Source organism: Streptococcus pseudopneumoniae (assembly GCF_001072375.1).
In the GTDB taxonomy this organism is placed as follows: Bacteria; Bacillota; Bacilli; order Lactobacillales; family Streptococcaceae; genus Streptococcus; species Streptococcus pseudopneumoniae_L.
Window position 1 is genome coordinate 1 of sequence record NZ_JVKV01000081.1, and the last position, 20,535, is coordinate 20,535.

17 protein-coding genes are annotated in these 20,535 nt (G+C 36.3%); 11 read left to right on the forward strand and 6 right to left on the reverse strand.

Annotated elements, in window-relative coordinates; translation table 11 throughout:
* Positions 1 to 237: 237 nt before the first annotated feature.
* From ADH31_RS06540 to ADH31_RS06590, 11 genes are all read left to right on the forward strand, one after another.
* Complete coding sequence (locus ADH31_RS06540) at positions 238 to 891, forward strand: uracil-DNA glycosylase (protein ID WP_049509671.1); 654 nt, start codon at positions 238 to 240, stop codon at positions 889 to 891.
* 9 nt (positions 892 to 900) lie between these two features.
* On the forward strand, positions 901 to 1,365 hold the full coding sequence (locus tag ADH31_RS06545; protein ID WP_001135775.1) for an NUDIX hydrolase: 465 nt from the start codon (positions 901 to 903) through the stop codon (positions 1,363 to 1,365).
* A gap of 12 nt (positions 1,366 to 1,377) precedes the next feature.
* Positions 1,378 to 2,649, forward strand: coding sequence for a dihydroorotase (locus ADH31_RS06550; RefSeq protein ID WP_049509673.1), 1,272 nt, complete (start codon positions 1,378 to 1,380; stop codon positions 2,647 to 2,649).
* A gap of 10 nt (positions 2,650 to 2,659) precedes the next feature.
* Positions 2,660 to 2,920, forward strand: coding sequence for a hypothetical protein (locus ADH31_RS06555; protein ID WP_001105917.1), 261 nt, complete (start codon positions 2,660 to 2,662; stop codon positions 2,918 to 2,920).
* Positions 2,921 to 2,931: 11 nt separating this feature from the next.
* Positions 2,932 to 4,272, forward strand: coding sequence for an MATE family efflux transporter (locus ADH31_RS06560; protein WP_049509676.1), 1,341 nt, complete (start codon positions 2,932 to 2,934; stop codon positions 4,270 to 4,272).
* Positions 4,273 to 4,449: 177 nt separating this feature from the next.
* Positions 4,450 to 5,418 carry a thiamine pyrophosphate-dependent dehydrogenase E1 component subunit alpha gene (locus tag ADH31_RS06565; RefSeq protein ID WP_000105346.1) on the forward strand — a complete coding sequence of 323 codons (969 nt, stop codon included), beginning with the start codon at positions 4,450 to 4,452 and terminating at the stop codon, positions 5,416 to 5,418.
* A 17-nt stretch (positions 5,419 to 5,435) separates the two neighbouring features.
* Positions 5,436 to 6,428: an alpha-ketoacid dehydrogenase subunit beta gene (locus ADH31_RS06570; protein WP_049503338.1), complete on the forward strand. Its 993-nt coding sequence runs from the start codon at positions 5,436 to 5,438 to the stop codon at positions 6,426 to 6,428.
* Positions 6,429 to 6,869: 441 nt separating this feature from the next.
* The gene (locus ADH31_RS06575) at positions 6,870 to 7,913 is read left to right on the forward strand and encodes a dihydrolipoamide acetyltransferase (protein WP_049509678.1); all 1,044 of its coding nucleotides are present in this window, start codon (positions 6,870 to 6,872) and stop codon (positions 7,911 to 7,913) included.
* Between the two features lie 38 nt (positions 7,914 to 7,951).
* Positions 7,952 to 9,655, forward strand: coding sequence for a dihydrolipoyl dehydrogenase (gene lpdA / locus ADH31_RS06580; RefSeq protein WP_049509681.1), 1,704 nt, complete (start codon positions 7,952 to 7,954; stop codon positions 9,653 to 9,655).
* 58 nt (positions 9,656 to 9,713) lie between these two features.
* The gene (locus ADH31_RS06585; protein WP_006150700.1) at positions 9,714 to 10,703 is read left to right on the forward strand and encodes a lipoate--protein ligase; all 990 of its coding nucleotides are present in this window, start codon (positions 9,714 to 9,716) and stop codon (positions 10,701 to 10,703) included.
* Between the two features lie 107 nt (positions 10,704 to 10,810).
* Positions 10,811 to 11,452, forward strand: coding sequence for a hypothetical protein (locus tag ADH31_RS06590; RefSeq protein ID WP_049509683.1), 642 nt, complete (start codon positions 10,811 to 10,813; stop codon positions 11,450 to 11,452).
* An 82-nt stretch (positions 11,453 to 11,534) separates the two neighbouring features.
* Here the strand turns inward: ADH31_RS06590 and xerS are convergent, their stop codons facing one another.
* The 6 genes from xerS to ADH31_RS06620 all read right to left on the reverse strand — a co-directional run bounded on the left by xerS (position 11,535) and on the right by ADH31_RS06620 (position 20,233).
* Positions 11,535 to 12,605: a tyrosine recombinase XerS gene (gene xerS, locus ADH31_RS06595; RefSeq protein WP_049509685.1), complete on the reverse strand. Its 1,071-nt coding sequence runs from the start codon at positions 12,603 to 12,605 to the stop codon at positions 11,535 to 11,537.
* A 276-nt stretch (positions 12,606 to 12,881) separates the two neighbouring features.
* Complete coding sequence (locus ADH31_RS06600; RefSeq protein WP_049509687.1) at positions 12,882 to 14,729, reverse strand: zinc-ribbon domain-containing protein; 1,848 nt, start codon at positions 14,727 to 14,729, stop codon at positions 12,882 to 12,884.
* 8 nt (positions 14,730 to 14,737) lie between these two features.
* Positions 14,738 to 15,451, reverse strand: a complete 714-nt coding sequence (locus ADH31_RS06605; RefSeq protein WP_049509688.1) for a hypothetical protein — start codon at positions 15,449 to 15,451, stop codon at positions 14,738 to 14,740.
* Positions 15,444 to 17,114, reverse strand: a complete 1,671-nt coding sequence (locus ADH31_RS06610; protein ID WP_049509690.1) for a hypothetical protein — start codon at positions 17,112 to 17,114, stop codon at positions 15,444 to 15,446. The genes ADH31_RS06605 and ADH31_RS06610 overlap by 8 nt, the downstream gene beginning before the upstream one ends.
* The gene (locus ADH31_RS06615) at positions 17,111 to 18,961 is read right to left on the reverse strand and encodes a hypothetical protein (RefSeq protein WP_049509691.1); all 1,851 of its coding nucleotides are present in this window, start codon (positions 18,959 to 18,961) and stop codon (positions 17,111 to 17,113) included. Before ADH31_RS06615 ends, ADH31_RS06610 begins: the two co-directional genes overlap by 4 nt.
* A 3-nt stretch (positions 18,962 to 18,964) precedes the next feature.
* A complete protein-coding gene (locus ADH31_RS06620; RefSeq protein ID WP_049509692.1) occupies positions 18,965 to 20,233 on the reverse strand; it encodes a site-specific integrase in 1,269 nt (422 codons plus the stop codon).
* Positions 20,234 to 20,535 lie beyond the last annotated feature (302 nt).

The window sequence follows — 20,535 nt, forward strand, 5'->3', positions numbered from 1 at the left end:
AGCGTTGTAAAGGAATTGAATAAAAGATTTGATGAAAAACTTAATACTCGAACAGAATTGATTATTGATGAAATCGACAAAGAATTTATCCTTTCTAACACGAGAAAAGGTGGTGAATAAAGGCTCTTTAGTATAAATTCTCTATAAAACTTCTCAAATCTCAATAGATACTTTTAAAAGTGGTTTAGATAGCCACTTTTTGTTATAATAGAGGCAGTATAAACGAAGGAGTTGACTATGCAACACTCATCTTGGCATGCTTTGATTAAAGAGCAATTACCTGAGGGTTATTTTGGGAAAATCAATCACTTTATGGAGCAGGTTTATGCCCAAGGAACTGTATATCCTCCTAAAGAAAAGGTTTTTCAGGCTCTTATAACAACTCCTCTGGAAGAGGTTAAGGTGGCGATTCTAGGCCAAGATCCCTATCATGGGCCTGGTCAAGCTCAGGGCTTGAGTTTTTCAGTTCCAGATTCTATTCCAGCACCTCCTTCCTTGCAAAATATTCTAAAGGAACTTGCTGATGATATTGGTCTAAAAGCTTCACATGATTTGACTACTTGGGCCGAGCAGGGGGTCTTGCTTCTCAATGCTTGCTTGACGGTTCCTGCTGGTCAAGCAAATGGTCATGCTGGGCAGATATGGGAACCTTTTACAGATGCTGTGATCAAGGTTGTCAATAATATTGATAGACCCGTAGTTTTTGTACTTTGGGGTGCTTATGCACGTAAGAAGAAGTCCTTGGTTACAAATCCTCAGCACTTGATTATCGAATCAGCCCACCCAAGTCCTCTTTCAGTTTACAGAGGATTTTGGGGTTCCAAGCCTTTTACCAAGGCCAATGCATTCTTAAAAGAAAGTGGACAAGAGCCAATTGATTGGCTTAGATAAGGAGAGAATATGCCCCAGTTAGCGACAATTTGCTACATTGATAATGGAAAAGAATTGCTCATGCTTCATCGCAATAAAAAGCCTAATGATGTCCATGAAGGGAAATGGATCGGTGTAGGTGGAAAGTTAGAACGGGGGGAAACTCCACAAGAATGTGCTGCTCGTGAAATTCTTGAAGAAACTGGTCTAAAAGCAAAACCAGTATTAAAAGGAGTTATCACCTTTCCAGAGTTTACACCGGACTTGGACTGGTACACCTACGTCTTTAAGGTGACAGAATTTGAGGGTGAATTGATTGACTGTAATGAAGGAACATTAGAATGGGTTCCTTACGATGAAGTTTTAAGCAAACCGACCTGGGAAGGTGACCATACCTTTGTCGAGTGGCTTTTAGAAGATAAACCCTTCTTTTCAGCAAAGTTTGTCTATGATGGTGATAAGTTATTGGATACCCAAGTGGATTTCTACGAATAAAGGAGTATTGTTATGTTAGTAATCAAAAACGGCCGTGTGATGGATCCAAAGTCTGGTTTGGATCAAGTTTATGATGTTTTGGTTGATGAAGGGAAAATTGTTCAAATTGCTCCTGAAATCCAGGAAGAAGGTGCTCAAGTAATAGATGCTACTGGTCTTGTAGTTGCGCCTGGATTGGTAGATATCCATGTTCATTTTCGTGAACCAGGTCAAACACATAAAGAAGACATTCATACAGGTGCTTTAGCAGCCGCAGCAGGTGGTTTTACAACTGTCGTTATGATGGCTAATACCAATCCAACTATCTCAGATGTTGAGACTTTGCAGGAAGTTCTTCAATCTGCGACCAAGGAAAAAATTAATGTAAAATCTGTCGCAACGATTACCAAAAACTTTAATGGCCAAGATTTGACAGATTTTAAGGCGCTTTTAGAAGCTGGTGTTGTTGGTTTTTCTGATGACGGAATTCCTCTTGAAAGTAGTAAAGTTGTCAAGGAAGCTATGGAAAAAGCTAAAAAACTCAACACCTTTATCAGCTTGCATGAAGAAGATCCTGGTTTAAATGGTACGCTTGGTTTTAACGAAAATATCGCAAAAGAACATTTCCATATCTGCGGTGCTACTGGGGTTGCAGAGTATGCAATGATTGCGCGTGATGTCATGATTGCCTATGCAACCAAGGCTCATGTTCATATCCAGCATTTGTCTAAGGAAGAAAGTGTTAAAGTTGTAGAGTTTGCTCAAAATATGGGAGCAAACGTAACTGCAGAAGTAGCACCCCAGCATTTTTCTAAGACTGAAGCTCTGCTTTTGACTAAAGGAAGTAACGCTAAGATGAATCCACCTCTTCGTTTGGAATCAGACCGTCGCGCCGTCATTAAAGGTTTAAAATCTGGAGTCATTTCTGTCATTGCTACTGACCACGCGCCTCACCATGCTGACGAAAAAAATGTTGAGGATATTACCAAAGCTCCATCAGGTATGACAGGTTTGGAAACTTCTTTGTCACTAGGTTTAACCTATCTGGTGGAAGCTGGCGAGTTGAGTTTAATGCAATTGCTAGAAAAAATGACCTACAATCCAGCCAAACTTTATAATTTTGAAGCAGGTTATCTAACTGAAAATGGTCCAGCTGATATTACGATTTTTGATGATAAAGCTGACCGAATCGTTGACACACATTTTGCTTCTAAAGCAGCTAATTCACCATTCATTGGTGAACAATTAAAAGGGCAGGTTAAATATACTATCTGTAAGGGACAAATCGTTTATCAAGCAGATTAGGAGCTTGAGGATGAATTATTTTCGTAAACTTAGAAATCGTAAACGAAATGCTTGCCATGGAGTATATTGTCCAGCCGCTAACCGTGCTAAAATTCAGTATGAAACCAAGGAAAAAGCTGACCATGCTGTAGAGTATGATAATGGTGGTTTGGTTAGAAGCTATTATTGCGCCTCATGTAATTGTTGGCACACGACATCAAAAGCTAGTAATCCACCCTTGAGCTTGAGAAAATATGGCTTAAAGCTTTTTGGCTTGGATGAAAAGGAGTAGAAAGAGTAGGTATGCATACAACAAAAACTATTAAAGACAAAATCATCTTATTTTTAAAAATTTTCTTTCCTATTCTAATTTATCAATTCGCTAATTTTTCCGCATCTTTTGTCGATACCACGATGACAGGCCAATATAATACACTGGATCTAGCGGGTGTTTCAATTGCAACTAGTTTGTGGAATCCTTTCTTTACCTTCCTGACAGGGATTGTCTCGGCCTTGGTCCCTATTATTGGTCACCATTTGGGACAAAGAAAAAAGAAAGAAGTTTCTTCGGATTTTTATCAATTTCTTTATTTGGCTTTAGCCTTATCTATCGTACTTTTTGGCTTGGTTTTCTTTTTAGCACCAATTGTCTTACAATTCATGGGGCTGGAGGTGGCTGTATCCAGTGTTGCCATACGTTATCTGTGGCTCCTAGCCATCGGTATTATTCCTCTCTTGCTTTTTAGTGTTATTCGATCGCTACTTGATACGCTAGGACTAACAAAGTTGTCTATGTATCTTATGCTTCTTTTACTTCCTTTAAATAGTGGATTTAACTATTTACTAATATATGGAGCTTTTGGTTTTCCTGAGTTAGGAGGTGCAGGAGCAGGTCTGGGAACTTCCCTCGCTTACTGGGCCTTGTTGCTGATTTCGACTTTGGTCTTAATAAAGCATAAAAAGCTTAAGGAATATCAACTCCAAAAACCTATGCCCCTACAAATCAAAAAAATCAAGGAAGCTATTTATCTTGGTCTACCAATTGGTGGGACGGTATTTGCTGAAGTAGCCATTTTTTTAGTTGTTGGTTTAATTATGGCGAAATTCTCATCACTTATTATTGCCAGTCATCAGTCAGCTATGAACTTTTCAAATCTGATGTATGCTTTTCCTATGAGTATTTCAACTGCCATGGCCATTGTGATTTCTTATGAGGTAGGAGCTAAACGGTTAGACGATGCTAAACAGTATATCCATATTGGTCGTTTAACAGCAATGGTGTTTGCGGTTTTAACACTTAGTTTTCTCTACATTTATCGTGAAAATGTAGCCAGACTATATGGTCAAGATTCAGAATTTATCCAACTGACAGCATCTTTTATGACCTATAGCTTGTTCTTCCAGTTAGCTGATACCTTTGCAGCACCATTACAAGGGATTTTACGAGGTTACAAGGATACGATTGTTCCTTTTTGCCTTGGTCTTCTTGGATACTGGGGTGTTGGGATTCCGCTTGGGTTATATCTTGATTATTCGACTAGTTTAGGTGCGTACTCCTATTGGATTGCTCTTATCATTAGTTTAATGGTAAGTGGAATTCTTTATCAGTGGCGTTTACAAGTTATTATGAAAAGATTCAAATAATTTGTTGAAAAATGATGAAAAAAGCTTGTGAAATTTGTATTTTATATAAAGAAAAGTCTTGATTTTACTGACTTTTCTTTTTTTATATTGTGAAAAATTGCAAGCATATTTTTTGACACTAATTAACCTATAAAGTAAAATAGAACTATAAGAATTTAAACTTAGAAAGGCAAGATTATGTCAACTTTAGATAAAAATCTTTTGCTTGAGATGTTCCGTAAGATGGAAGAAATTCGTCGTATGGACTTAAAAATTGCTCAATTAGTAAAAAAAGGAAAAGTGCCAGGAATGACGCACTTTTCTGTTGGTGAGGAAGCTGCTAACGTCGGGGCTATGTTAGCTCTAAACGCAGATGACCTGATCACTTCAAATCACCGTGGTCACGGTCAAGCCATCGCTAAAGGTATTGACCTTAATGGTATGATGGCTGAAATCCTAGGTAAATATACTGGAACTTGTAAAGGTAAAGGCGGGTCTATGCATATCGCTGACCTTGATGCAGGTAACCTTGGTGCCAACGGTATTGTAGGTGGTGGTATGGGAATCGCAGTAGGTGCTGCCCTTACTCAACAAATGAAAAACACTGGTAAAATCGTTGTCTGCTTCTTTGGTGACGGTGCAACAAACGAAGGTGTCTTCCACGAAGCGGTGAATATGGCTTCAATCTGGAATCTTCCTGTTATTTTCTACTGTATCAATAACGGATACGGAATTTCAGCAGATATTAAGAAAATGACCAATGTTCAACATATCCATGAACGTAGCGCAGCTTACGGTATTCCTGGTATGTTTATCGAAGATGGTAACAATGTAATCGATGTCTACGAAGGATTTAAGAAAGCAGTGGACCATGTTCGCTCTGGTAAAGGTCCTGTATTGATCGAAAGTGTAACCTACCGTTGGCTTGGTCACTCATCTTCAGACCCAGGTAAATATCGTACACGTGAAGAAGTAGAAGAGTGGAAACAAAAAGACCCAATCGAAAATCTTCGCAAGTACCTTGTTGAGAACAAGATTGCAAGTGCAGAGGAACTTGAAGAAATTCAAGCACAAGTTAAGGAAGCAGTGGAGGCATCTGTTAAATTTGCAGAAGAAAGTCCATTCCCTCCACTAGAATCAGCATTTGAAGATATTTACGCAGACTAAGGAGAAGTAGAGAAAATATGGAAACTAAATTAATGTCTTTCCGCGATACCATTATCCTTGCAATGTCTGAGGAAATGCGTCGTGATGAAAATGTGCTTTTGATGGGTGAAGATGTCGGAGTTTTCGGTGGAGACTTCGGTACTTCAGTAGGTATGCTTGAAGAATTTGGTCCAGAACGTGTTCGTGACTGTCCGATTTCTGAAGCTGCAATTTCTGGTGCAGCTGCTGGTGCTGCAATGACTGGACTTCGTCCAATCGTAGATATGACTTTTATGGACTTTTCTGTAATTGCCATGGATGCTATCGTTAACCAAGCCGCTAAAACTCGTTATATGTTTGGTGGAAAAGGTCAAGTACCAATGACAATCCGCTGTGCAGCTGGTAATGGTGTAGGTTCTGCAGCACAACACTCACAATCATTAGAAACATGGTTTACGCATATCCCAGGATTGAAAGTAGTAGCTCCAGGTACACCAGCTGATATGAAGGGACTTCTCAAGTCTTCTATTCGCGATAACAACCCTGTTATCATTCTTGAATACAAATCAGAATTCAACCAAAAAGGTGAGGTTCCTGTTGATCCAGACTATACTATCCCACTTGGTGTCGGAGAAATCAAACGCGAAGGTACTGATGTAACAGTAGTAACCTACGGTAAAATGCTTCGTCGTGTCATGCAAGCAGCTGAAGAATTGGCTGAAGAAGGGATTTCAGTAGAAGTGGTAGATCCACGTACTTTGGTTCCACTTGATAAAGACATCATTATTAATTCAGTTAAGAAGACTGGAAAAGTAGTTCTTGTCAACGATGCCCACAAGACAAGTGGTTTTATCGGTGAAATCTCAGCTATCATTTCTGAATCAGAAGCATTTGATTACTTGGATGCACCTATTCGCCGTTGTGCAGGTGAGGATGTACCAATGCCTTATGCACAAAATCTTGAAAATGCAATGATTCCGACAGTTGAAAGCATCAAAGATGCCATTCGTAAAACTCACAACAAACAATAATACATAACATAAATTATGTAATATGCATTAGTATTTTATCTTTCGTTTTAAATTGATAAAAAGCGACAAGGAACGAATCGAATCGTTATCATTCGATGAGTGACTTAGTAAGACTACTAGGTTGATCGCTTGATAGCTACAACAGTTGTAACTTGAGATATATTTTGTATCCAAGTTGATTGTATAGTTGCGACAGTTTTTTGACGAATCGATAATATTTGGCAAAAAACTTAGTAAGTCTACTAGGTTGGCCGCTCGATAGCGGCAACCGTAGCAACTTGAGACACGTTCCGTGTCCAAGTTGCTTGTAGAGTTGAACTCGGGCTAAAGTCTGTGTGAAAAAGATAAACTTTCCTGGAAACTAAAGTTTCTTCGTCAAGTTTCCTATTTTCACTGTGACTTTTGACGCCCTTAGTATCTTATAATAGAATAGGAGAGGCCATGGCTGATGATAAGCTAAGAGCGACTCCTGCAGCTAGAAAATTAGCAGATGATTTAGGGATCAATCTCTACGACATTTCTGGCTCAGGCGCAAACGGTCGTGTCCACAAAGAAGACGTGGAAACATATAAAGACACTAATGTGGTTCGCATTTCACCACTCGCAAAACGAATTGCACTAGAGCATAATATTGCTTGGCAGGAAATCCAAGGAACTGGTCACCGTGGTAAGATTATGAAGAAGGATGTTTTAGCCTTCCTTCCTGAAAATATCGAAAACGATACGATTAAATCACCTGCTCAAATTGAGAAAGTCGAAGAAGTTCCAGATAACGTGACACCTTATGGAGAAATCGAACGTATTCCGATGACTCCTATGCGTAAGGTTATTGCACAACGTATGGTTGAATCATACTTGACTGCTCCAACCTTCACGCTTAACTACGATGTAGATATGTCTGAAATGCTTGCCCTTCGTAAGAAAGTTCTTGATCCGATTATGGAAGCAACAGGTAAGAAAATCACTGTTACAGATTTGCTTTCACTTGCGGTTGTTAAAACACTTATGAAACACCCATACATCAATGCTTCATTGACAGAAGATGGTAAGACAATTATCACCCACAACTACGTCAACCTTGCGATGGCTGTTGGTATGGATAATGGATTGATGACACCTGTTGTTTATAATGCAGAAAAAATGAGCTTGTCTGAATTGGTTGTTGCATTCAAAGATGTCATCGGACGTACTTTGGATGGTAAACTAGCTCCTAGCGAATTGCAAAATTCAACCTTCACAATCAGTAACTTGGGGATGTTTGGTGTTCAATCATTTGGTCCTATCATCAATCAACCAAACTCAGCAATTCTCGGGGTTAGCTCAACAGTTGAGAAACCAGTTGTAGTTAATGGTGAAATCGTGATTCGTCCAATTATGAGTCTTGGATTGACAATTGACCACCGTGTCGTAGATGGTATGGCTGGTGCTAAGTTTATGAAAGACTTAAAAGCTTTGATTGAGAACCCAATCTCAATGTTGGTTTAAAGTATTTGTTTTAGAAAAATAGATAGAGGAAGTAAGATATGGCCTTAGAAGTAATTATGCCAAAAGCCGGCGTGGATATGACAGAAGGACAAATCGTCCAATGGAATAAAAAAGTCGGAGAATTTGTAAAAGAAGGAGAAATCCTTTTGGAAATCATGACTGACAAAGTCAGCATGGAATTGGAAGCAGAAGAAGACGGTTATTTGATCGCTATCCTAAAAGGTGACGGAGAGACTGTCCCTGTTACTGAAGTTATCGGTTATCTTGGTGAAGAAGGGGAAAATATCCCAACAGCTGGAGCAGCTGCACCAGAAGCTAGCCCAGCACCTGCAGTAAGTGCCTCAAACGATGATGGTAACAACGATGATGCTTACGACATCGTTGTTATCGGTGGTGGACCTGCTGGTTATGTTTCTGCCATTAAAGCAGCTCAATTGGGTGGTAAGGTTGCTCTTGTTGAGAAATCTGAACTTGGTGGAACTTGCTTGAACCGCGGATGTATCCCAACTAAGACTTACCTCCATAACGCTGAAATTATCGAGAATATCGGTCATGCAGCAAATCGTGGTATCGTGATTGAAAATCCTAACTTCACTGTTGATATGGAAAAACTATTAGAAACTAAATCTAAAGTTGTTAATACTCTTGTTGGTGGGGTTGCAGGATTACTTCGTAGCTATGGAGTTGATGTTCATAAAGGTATCGGTACTATTACTAAAGATAAGAATGTCTTGGTAAATGGTTCTGAATTGCTTGAAACTAAGAAGATCATCCTTGCTGGTGGTTCAAAAGTAAGCAAAATCAACGTTCCTGGTATGGAATCATCTCTTGTGATGACTAGTGATGACATCCTTGAAATGAACGAAGTACCAGAAAGCCTCGTTATCATCGGTGGTGGAGTTGTCGGTATCGAGCTTGGCCAAGCCTTCATGACATTTGGTTCAAAAGTAACTGTTATCGAAATGATGGATCGTATCGTTCCAGCTATGGATGCTGAAGTATCTAAGAATCTTCGTTTAATCCTTGAACGTAAAGGTATGACTATCTTGACAGACACTAAACTTCAAGAAATCATTGAAGAAGATGGCAAACTTCGTATCAAGGTTGAAGGAAAAGATGATATCATTGCGAACAAAGCTCTTCTATCAATCGGACGTGTTCCAGATCTTGAAGGTATTGGTGAAGTTGAGTTTGAATTAGAACGTGGTCGTATCAAAGTCAACGAATACATGGAAACTTCTGTTCCAGGTATCTACGCACCAGGTGATATCAACGGTACTAAGATGTTGGCTCACGCCGCCTTCCGTATGGGTGAAGTTGCGGCTGAAAATGCGCTTAAAGGAAACCACGCTGTTGCCAAATTGAACTTGACTCCTGCAGCTATTTATACACTTCCTGAAGTAGCAGCAGTTGGTTTGACAGAAGAACAAGCTCGTGAAAAATACGATGTTCAAATTGGTAAATTTAACTTTGCAGCAAACGGTCGTGCCATTGCATCAGACGCAGCTCAAGGTTTCGTTAAAGTTATTGCTGACAAGAAATATGGTGAAATCCTTGGAGTCCACATCATTGGTCCTGCAGCTGCAGAATTGATTAATGAAGCGTCAAGTATCATTGAAATGGAAATCACTGTTGAAGAAATGCTTAAGACTATCCACGGACACCCAACATACTCTGAAGTAATGTACGAAGCGTTTGCGGATGTTCTTGGAATGGCAATCCATTCACCTAAGAAAAAATAAAGATAGATAGACTAGACTGGAATTATTTTCCAGTCTCTATCGTATTAGAAGGTAACTTATGAAATACATTATCAATCATTCAAATGACACTGCCTTTAATATTGCTTTAGAGGAATATGCTTTTAAACACCTTTTGGACGAGGATCAAATTTTCCTGCTTTGGATTAACAAACCATCTATCATTGTAGGTCGTCACCAAAATACCATCGAAGAAATCAACCGAGACTACGTTCGTGAACACGGAATTGAAGTAGTACGTCGTATCAGTGGTGGTGGAGCAGTTTATCATGATTTGAACAACCTCAACTATACAATCATTTCAAAAGAAGATGAAAACAAGGCCTTTGACTTCAAGAGCTTCTCAACTCCAGTTATCAATACCTTGGCGGAACTTGGTGTTAAAGCTGAATTTACAGGCCGCAATGACCTTGAGATTGACGGTAAGAAATTCTGTGGGAATGCACAAGCTTATATCAACGGACGCATCATGCACCATGGTTGTCTTCTATTTGACGTAGATTTGTCAGTCCTAGCTAACGCACTTAAGGTTTCTAAAGATAAGTTCGAATCAAAAGGTGTTAAATCAGTTCGAGCACGAGTAACCAATATCGTAGACGAACTGCCTGAAAAAATCACTGTTGAAGAGTTCCGTGACTTGCTTTTGGAATACATGAAAAAAGAATACCCTGAGATGACTGAGTATGTATTCTCAGATGAAGAATTGGCTGAAATCAATCGAATCAAAGAAACTAAGTTTGGAACTTGGGACTGGAACTATGGCAAATCACCTGAATACAATGTCCGTCGTGGAACTAAATTCCCAAGCGGTAAGGTTGAAATCTTTGCTAATGTTATTGAATCAAAAATTCAAGACATCAAGATTTACGGTGACTTTTTCGGTATCGAAGATGTTGCAGCAGTAGAAGACGTTCTTCGTGGTGTCAAATACGAACGTGAAGATGTCCTCAAAGCACTTCAAACCATTAACCTAGGTCGTTACTTCGCAGGGATTACTGCTGAAGAAATTGCTGAAGCGGTAGTAGAATAAAATCAAAAGAGATCCATGTAATGTGGATTTCTTTTGTTTAAATTTGATATTAAACATTGATGAGAGTATAATATAGTAGAATTAAAAATAAAAGAGGAATAACATCAATGATAAAAGTTCCAATTGAAAATCTTGGTCTATTTGAACAGTTAGATCGTACTGTGGTAGCATTTTTTAAGAATCAAAAAACTACAAATCCATACGATTTGAATGTCAGTATCACACAAGAGCACTTTGATAAGAAAAGACAAGAGTTAGAGCCTTTAGGTTTTCAAGCTGTCCAAATCCCTCTTGGAATGGCCTTAGACAATGTTATTCAGCAAGCTCATTTTAAAGACTTGATTATTGGGGGTCTTGCACCTGAAGAAATTATCGTTAGTAAAGAAGCTTTGCTGTATATGAAAGACATCGTGGATAGTTTTTGTATTATGTATGCTGCAGCGAATAACCGACTTGAAAATACTAAAGCTTATGAATTAATGAAAAATAAAACAGTCTACTTTATTGGAAAACTTCTTACTGACATTCCTCAAAAAGGTGATGAAATTGCTTATATGGGTATTGATCGTACAGCTAGTGATGGTACGCGATATGAAGCTGTTAAATGTTTTTTAACGAAAGAAAGTGCTGAGAAGTACAATGAAGAAAAAAGACCCGTAACCCCTGCGAATCTGGCTTATCTAAAGTCATTTTGGGGAAAGCCAGTCATAATTGAGCCACACAGAAATTATTGGATCGAATTTTTATAGAATAATAAAAGAGCGTAAGATTCGAAAAAATCCTACGCTCTTTTTCTAACTCTAAAACGTTACATAATTTATATTATGCATCTTATAAACTATCCAAGGCATTCTTTTGCTCATCATTAACGATATGGGTATACAAATCGGTAACTTGTGTGCTTGCATGTCCCAGCTGGTGACTGACCAAAACCTGTGATTTGGTTGCATCATATAGACGCGTTGCAAGTGTGTGGCGTAGTTTGTGGGGTGTCACTCGGACTTTGAAATCTTCAGAATACTTTGCCACCATCTTTTCGACACTAGAAGCGTCAATACGGTTTGGAACACCTCTATATAAAGTTAGAAAGAGGGCTGTATCAGTCTTTTCTGTCTTATAACGTTTGTCGCGAATAGCAAGATATTGCTCTAGATAAGGCTTAGCAAAGGCGGCTACATTTACCGAGTCGCGTTTCCCACCCTTACGAGTAACATCAATCACCATCATTTTGAGGTTGAGATCACGAAGGTCCAGGTTAACCGCCTCAGAGAGACGGACACCAGAGGCAAGAAGCAGTGCAATGATGGCTAAATCTCGCTCTTTATTCTTATTAAAAGAGGATAGGGCGCGATTTGAGAGAGTTTTGGGGTATTCTTCATCGATATAATTCAAAAATCCCTCTGTTTCATCGCCTAAAAAGAGCTTTTGTTTGATATTTTCAGCTCGAGCCGCCAAGGTTTCTTTCTTTTTCTTGGTAGCAACTTTCTTCATAACATTGCGGTAGAAATAAGGTTCTCCTTGCTCATTTTCAACCTCTTCAGTCAAATACTTATAGAGACTAGAAAGCGCTGATAAAGTACGATTAATGGTTGTTTGGGAAACTCCATTTTTTGTCGTATTAGCATTAAGCAAAGGACGTTCACGTAAGTAAAGAATAAAAGATTCCATATCTTTCTTGGTCATGTTCTCCAGAACATCCAAAGGAATATTTGCCATAGTATCAGCATCCGATATACCCGATTCCAAAACCCAGGTGAAAAATCGATCGTATTCCTTTAAATATTCGTACAAGGTTGTAAAACTGTAGGGAACAGCCAGTTTTGATTGGTAGTATTCGAGAACATACCAGGGCATGACTTGTTTGAGTTTATCAATCCGTTCTAATAAGATTTCACGTTTCATGTTTTTCTCCAAATCTTTCTATACTAGTAGTATAGCATAGCTAACTATATTTTTCAAGAAAATTATAGTTTTTCGGAAAGAAGTTATAGGAGATATTATAGGTTAACAAAAATTTTTTTTTGAGCAAAAAATGTACTTTATTCCTGCGAAAACTAAATCTTTCGCATACTTAAATACTGTACATTATCTACTTGAAAACTAAAAATACAATCTTTTAAAATAATGTACTTTATAAAAATCTATGATAAAAAAACAAGTTCAAATTTGAACCTGTTTTTAAATTTTCTTATAAGGGACAAAATGTTCTCTTTTTCGTCTACGCCCTTTACAAAACATGCATGGCTCGATAGATCGTTTTATATTTGCAATCTTATCTACGATAGCCATTCTATAACGATGCTCTGGATTGTTCTTACAAATCCACCAAAATCTTAATTTCGTACTATTTGTGATTCTTTCTGGATCTCCTAGAATAAGATTATTAAGGTAGTCCCACTCATTCATTAAATCTTCAAAAGAGATATTATCTTGTCTTTCTTTTAATTCTGCACAAAATGGACACATTTCTTTAAGATCTTTTGTCTCGGAACTTAAATACTTATTTAGTATAATGCTGAAGCGCTCATGAAATTCGAAGTTACATTCTTTACAGCGCCATAAATAAAACCTTTTTTCAGTTAATAATGGAACAAAACTATCTATAGAGACTTTATTATTTGGTGCCCACAATGTTGCTAGTTCAGGGTACAAATAATCAAATGTGTTATACCCCTTCAGAGGCTTATCGTTGTTACAGTAAGGACAACACTGAGAAACTTCTCTTCGAATTGGGATAGAACATAAATATGTCCCATGACACTTTGAACAATCCCACCAATATTTTTTGGTCTCAATCGTTGTCTGAGCTAAATGAATAGGAATTTTATTTTTAGCGCTCCATTCTTTGATGAGTTTTGGTTCTTTAAGGAAAATATTATTTTTAAATATCTCAGTCCTCCAGTCACATTGATTAGGACATGTTTGAAAGTTTTGATTTTCTAAATCGGTTCGACTGATCATTTCGGCTGGGCTACATTGAAAGTTGATTTTACAACAAGGGCAAACCCAACTAACTACATTCTTCGACTTAAACCAATATTCGGAAAAATCCCTTTCATTACTGAGGTCCCAAAATTCCTTCAAATAGGGATGTGTTTCATTTAGTGTATTAAAGTCTTGAAGTTTTTCTCTATTTGAACAAAATGGACAAGATCTATCTGTTTTTTCAAATGGTGAGCATGAATACTCTCCGTGACAGTTCGTACATTCCCATAACACATGAACATTAGACAATGCATCAACTTGATTAGGTGTAATATTGTTCCTTTCAGACCACTCCTTGAGCATGGAAGAATTTAAAAAAGATAGAGGAGAAACCTCGTAATCTTTATCTAACAACTCTTCAAATGAAGAATGACACTCCAAACAGTAATGACCACCTCTTTTAATTCGGTTCAATAATCTATCAAAAGATAATTCAAATTTGCAATGGCACTTATCACATTCCCAATGGATAGGTACTGTTATATTGTAACTCAGCTTCAGTTCGTTAAATTTAAATTTGTTTAAATGATCGCTATAGATTTTAGCTAAATTTGGATAAACTGATTTGTAATCGCAATGATAGGTAGTTTCATTGCAGCCAAAATGAAATAAATCCCCACTTGTTAGTTGAAATAACCTCTTATTTGTCGCAGAATCTTTCCAACTTAATTGACACGTCGGACATTTAAAATTGAATTTTTTTTTACTATTGAACGGCAAGGTAAGAAGTTTCTCATCTAATTCTTCATCCTGCTCAACGCTGTAGTTTATATAATTTCTGAAATCAGGATAAACCTGAAGAACACTCTCATTTTCATCAATGGAACGTTCACCTAATCCACAATGGGGGCAACACCTAAGATATTCATAACTGTCAAGCTGCACATCAATGATTTTCGCTTCCCAATGGTGTTGACAATAAGGGCAAGACCAATAGGCATATTTTAAACTATTTGACGAAAATTTTTTTGGGTCAAGAACATTTCGTTTTTGATCCCAGTACATGTAAATAGCTGGATTATCTTTAACTTTCTTGTTCATTTCTTTCCTCATTTATAATTAGTTTTGCTGTCCAGTAAGTTTTTAATAGAAACCACTTTAGTTGATTTTTGAGGGTTTTCTTGTTCAATAAGACCACCAGAATGAAAATCTATTTCTGAATCAGCGGTAATGATATTCTCTGCTAGGAAATCCTCACTGATAACCTTTTGAGAATATTTTAACAATCCTTCTTCTTTTAAAAGCTCATTCGCAATTTCTGGATAGACACTTGTTTTGATTATTTGTAATAGTTTTTGATTCTCATCACTTAACTCATTTTCTCTTTGTAGCTTCTGTTTTAAATCTTCATTAGTTGACTGTAGTTCAGAATTTAAAGCACGTAATTTATCTGCTTCTTGTTTATAGCTAGCCGCAATGTTTGCTATTTTCTTATAGTATTGGCTAATTTCCACCAATGCTCTTTTCATAGCACCTGGAGTACGATTTTTTGCCATAAAATTGTCAGGATCTATGGTTTTGTAAGTAATCACAGTCTCATAATTTTCATCTTGATATTTAATTTCACTTTCTTTTAAAAAATCCCTGAATCTTTTATTACGTCTAATGGTTGTATCCGCAACATTTTGATAGCCATGATTCCTCACATAGTCACCGAACCGAGGAATTTTTACCAAGCTTAAATCACAGGAACACTGGGAAATTAAATACTGTTCAAACAAATGAATCAATTCATCATCAGAAATTGATTTCTTTCTAGCCATTAGACTTGTTCTCCTCTAAAGAAAGTTGTTTAGCATTTAAGTAATCTTGATAGGTATTGCTAACTGTTTTTAATTTCAACAAAGCTTCTCCAATATCTTCAATATGACCCTTCCCTTGTCTAACTTTTCTAATCGCTTCATTTACAACCATAGCTTTTTCATCAACTGACTTTTTAAATGTTTTATCCATTGAAAAATAATCTTTACCTGCTTTACGGTAAAAAGGACAGCTCGTACAAGCACCTAGTTCTGCATGCTCACTAATAACTTTCAGACAATCTGAATAATCACCTTTCGCAAAGCGGGGTGAGTAACACCGTCCTTTATTTTCTAAAGTGATGTATTGTCCTTTTGCTGTATAAAATGGCTGCCTCTTACTTATGGCGTAATTCGTGTTTTTACTCGTTAGTTTACGATACATTTGATAACTACGACATTCAATAAATTGGCTTAAATTTGAAAAATAGTGAGATGAAGTTGTCACACTTTCATGACCAGCTAAAAGCATAGCTGTAACAGGACTAGCCCCTTCTGCAATTAAATTGATCATTGCAATATGTCTCGTATCACCAATATGAATCAAATTAATCTCGTTTTCATCTAATCTAGCTGGAAAACTAAAATAATTAACTTGATAACCGTATTTTTGAGAAATGATCTCATTAAAAAAATACCTCAAAATAGTATTGAGATTAGTGTAAGTTAAAAATCGGTTATTAACACCTGTTCGACGACCCCAACGATTATAATGGGGATCAGTCACAAATAATGTATCTAATTTAGTAGAACGATCATTTTCCGTAAGTTTGAGATAAGTCTTTATTTCAGAAGCTAATGAATTAGTAATTTCATAAGTATTCAAAATATAATCTTCAGAAATTTTATGTTCAACAAGTCGATCACTTCCTTTGATTATATTTCTCCTTAATGTAAGAAAATATTTTCCATCTTTCTTGGTCAAACAGTTTCTTTGAATTAAAAGAAATTCTCTTGGCCTTAAGGGTAAAATCGCTGTAATCTGCCACCAGAGATACAATGGATAATAAAATAGACGTTCTTTCTTAGATAATGTTTGAGACCAATAATCATTTAAAATGTCATTAAAAGTAAAATAGGATTGAAATTGCGCTAATTGTCTTTGCTGTTTTGACTTCTGCCTTTTTTGAAGGTTGAGAGTTAATTTATTATCCAATTGCTCCAATAGTTGACTTAGTTGAATATCATCTGAACAGGGAAGATTTGAGAAAAAGTCAATACATAAACCAGGAAATATTACAGAGATATTTTCTAAATCTAAAAACGTATCTTTGGTTGTATTTTTGATAATACGTTTAATATCTCTTAGAAATAGCTGCAAAGTTTCTAAAACATGTTGTTTCATTGAGAAAACAATAAAACTTTTTAAGTAATCGATAAATTCCTTATAAGGCAACTGAAAAATTGATTGATAAAATCTCCTATATTGAAACTCAGGAATGTTAAAAAACAGGCTAATATTGGCATATTCATTTGTAGTTTCCCATTTCTTATGATCAAAATCGTAACTTAGAATAATTCCTTTTTCAAAATAATCATCGAAAACTTCTTTTGCTCGCAGAACACAATCACAGTTAAATGGTTCAAAATAATTTTCAGTTTTAAAAAGTTTAGTTTGATTGTTCAATTTATTAACTCCTTTATTATTTCTTCGTAATCATGCAACACGTCATCCCCATATTGCTCGCATAAAGCTTGCAACATTTCAGTTAAACAAGGTTTTATTTGTTCTTCTAAAATACTCCGAATTTTACCTTTTTCTAAATCAGTTCGAACTCTAGAGTATTGTTTGTTCAAACGATTGAATTCTCCTACTAATAACAATAAAGTAGATTTAGTTTGTAGTTCATAATGACAACCAATGCAATGTTGTCTATCGTCATATGGACAAATCTTTCCAAGTGCAGACAAAAGACACATGCTTTCACCTTGTTTTGAGAAGGCTTCACCGTTTCCTATACGATGACAAATAGTAAGAAGTTGATTAGGCTCTGCTTCTTCTTCTACCAAAATCTTTAATGCCTTTTGCGATTTCACTTCTGCCTGAATACTTAAAGCCAATGTTTTTTCGATCTCATTTGGTGTCAAATCTAACTGTTTAATCATCTGAGTTTGTTGACTAGGACTTAATTCTTTATACTTTCCTCTAGTAACAATCGTCAGGAGCATTGATGGAATCATAGATAAAACACCTCGTTCAAATAGTTCTCTCGCAACCATTTCTGGTTTAAGCTGACTTAGTTGGGCATCTTTTAGGTACGTTGTTGTGGTTTGAGCAAATTCATCGAATGAACCTTTATGGCTACGGGCTAATGCAGCTAAAAAATAGCCTTTAATATTTAACTCAGATTTTTCTTGCAAAACATCATCTGCTAACATGGCAACAGTTTGAAGATAGGATTTATTTGCAGATCTAGAACTAAAATTCCTTTCAAGAAATAAGTCTCCAATTTCTTTCCCCATATATCGGCTAATTCGTTTATATTCTTTTATTTGTCGAATTAAAGGTTCATTATTATTATCTTTATTCAACTGATAATGAGCTTCACAGATAGCCAACAACGTTCCAATCAATACCTGACAGCTCTCAGGGACCTGAAATTTAATCTGACTAATATTTTTAGTTCCCTTTGTTTTGTTTGGAGTAATATTTAAATAAGTTAAACGAGTTGTAATACTTAAAAGAGTTCTTCTTGCCTCACTGCTACTCCAATCCCCACTTCTAACTGATTTTAGAACTTCTTTCGGTGTTCTAGGAAGTTGTGGATGCCCAAGTTGTTCTAAATCTGTTCCACGTAGCGCACATATAAAATGAAGTGCTAGAAATAGCCATGTATCTGCGTAGTCTTTTGAGATTGCTGCTTTGTAAAGCATATCTTCTTTTCTAATGTAATCGTCATTAAAAAGAAAATACAGTAATTCTAAATATTCGTCTAACTCGTAAGCGTTAGTCTCCTGTTCTAATGTGTATCGAGGTGTAAATTCATATCTTTTGTGATAGTTACATCTCGTTTTATTCATTAACCACTTTAAAAAATCAATAAAAACTTCGCCTTTTTGCTTTTCAAGCGCATATACTGCTTCTTCAACCAACAATTCAATCTCATTATCATTACAGAGAAATAAATCTCTTTTTAAATAATAAGCAAGAAAATCTTGAACATAAAACATGCTTTCTTTGGATAAGTTGCTATCTTCTGAGTATTGCTGAAAATATTTGTAAGTTAATGGGAATTTTTGTTTAAATATAGGCTGAATTCCTGCTAAACCAGTTGGTCCAAGAAGATAATTGGTTATTTTTTCTATTAATAATTGAGCATCTTTATCTGAGATAGAATAGTTATCCAAATCAATTTCTATGTTAAACCAATTGTTATCAACTAAAAACTTACTAATTTTGCCTTTATACTGTATATCGTTTTTTCCGAGTTCACTTAACAGATTTTCGATCAAAGATTTAATTGAATAAGTCATACATTACCTTTCTAATTTATCACCAAAAAGTTCATTTGCTCGCCAATTCATATAATCAAAAACACCATTATTAACTTGACCATATTGTTTTGCGATTTCACCTTTATTTTGTAGATAAACCCAAGCACTCTCAGGCGATTTGTCACCCCTTGCAGATATGAGTTCACTGATCTCAGAAACTCCTGATAAGACTAACTGTGTGGTGTACCAATGTCTGAAAATATGTGGGGAAATATTATGTTCCTGTAAAAGTTGACCGAAGAAAACAACCTCTGCATCATCGGACTTTAAAAAGATTGGGATCATCTCTTCACGAATAATCTTACGAAAACGTTGATAGTATACATTGTATGACAATGCTTTTCCTCGTCTGTTAAGATTTAATGGCCCATAGTCTTTCTCATACTTCTTACCTTCCAGATAAGTCATATAGTCATTATAAGTGTCTAAAAAGACCTCCAGAAAGATATAAGGTACTGCTTGAAGTCTTTCCTTTTTAATCCGTCCAGTTGGCTTTAAATCGCTTCGGAGAGGTATTTCTTTTCGTAGATCGATCTCAATCTTAAATACTTGCCCATCACTTTGGTGAAACAAAATACCTGGCCCTAGAGGACTATCTTCACGTCTTACATTGCATGCTTCTGATGGTCTTAAGCCAACAAAGGCTCCCAAGGCCACAACCATGAGTAGATCTTTATGATAGTGTGCTATGTGAGAAAATAACATCTCAAAAGCACTATTTGGCATATCACGAAAAATAGCTTTCTCAGTGTTGCTATCATTTACGTATATTTCAAAATTTGGTTCTTTACGCTTTATAACCCGTCCTCTACTATTCGTAAAAGTTGTCGTAGAATACAATTCTTCTGCTTTTAACTTAGCCTTTCCCTCTCGCTCACTTAAATAAAGAGTTAAGAAGTCAAGAACTGCATTTACGCATTTTTCAACGGTGCTTTTCTTTCTTTTTTCTCTATCTCCTGGTAACTGAGATAATCCATAAAGCGTAAAAAATTCTCTAACCATTTCAAGTGTAAGTTGATCTATACTTTTAAGTCCAGAAGTACCAAATATAAAATTTAGAAACTTAACAACGTAAGAAAAGCGTTTATTCCCATCATCTGAAATAGACTTGATTCTTGAAGTAGATTTAACATAACGATGAAAATCAGTAAATTGTAAGTTGCCGTCATCGTGCTTCAGAACGATAAATTGCTTTGTCACGATGTTGTTATCACCTAAAACTAGTGAATGTTTATATACAACAAATCTCATGTTATCTCCTTGTTTAATATGACTGAAGGTTCTGACTGGGTTTTAGGATGTCAATACACAAAAAAACGATCAAATCAGTACCATTTTCCTTTGTGCTCTAAACTGCATAAAGGGAATATCGATGAGTACTTTCATTGATCGTTATTATTATTTGAATTAATTCAATAACAAAAGTAACTTCATCTAAGTAATAAGAGCAATTAATTAGCTCAGCAACAACGATAACCACAGCAACTCCTTCTAAACAATGAAAGGAATATCCGCCGTGGCTATCTATTTACTTTTTTTCTTTTACTTTTGTA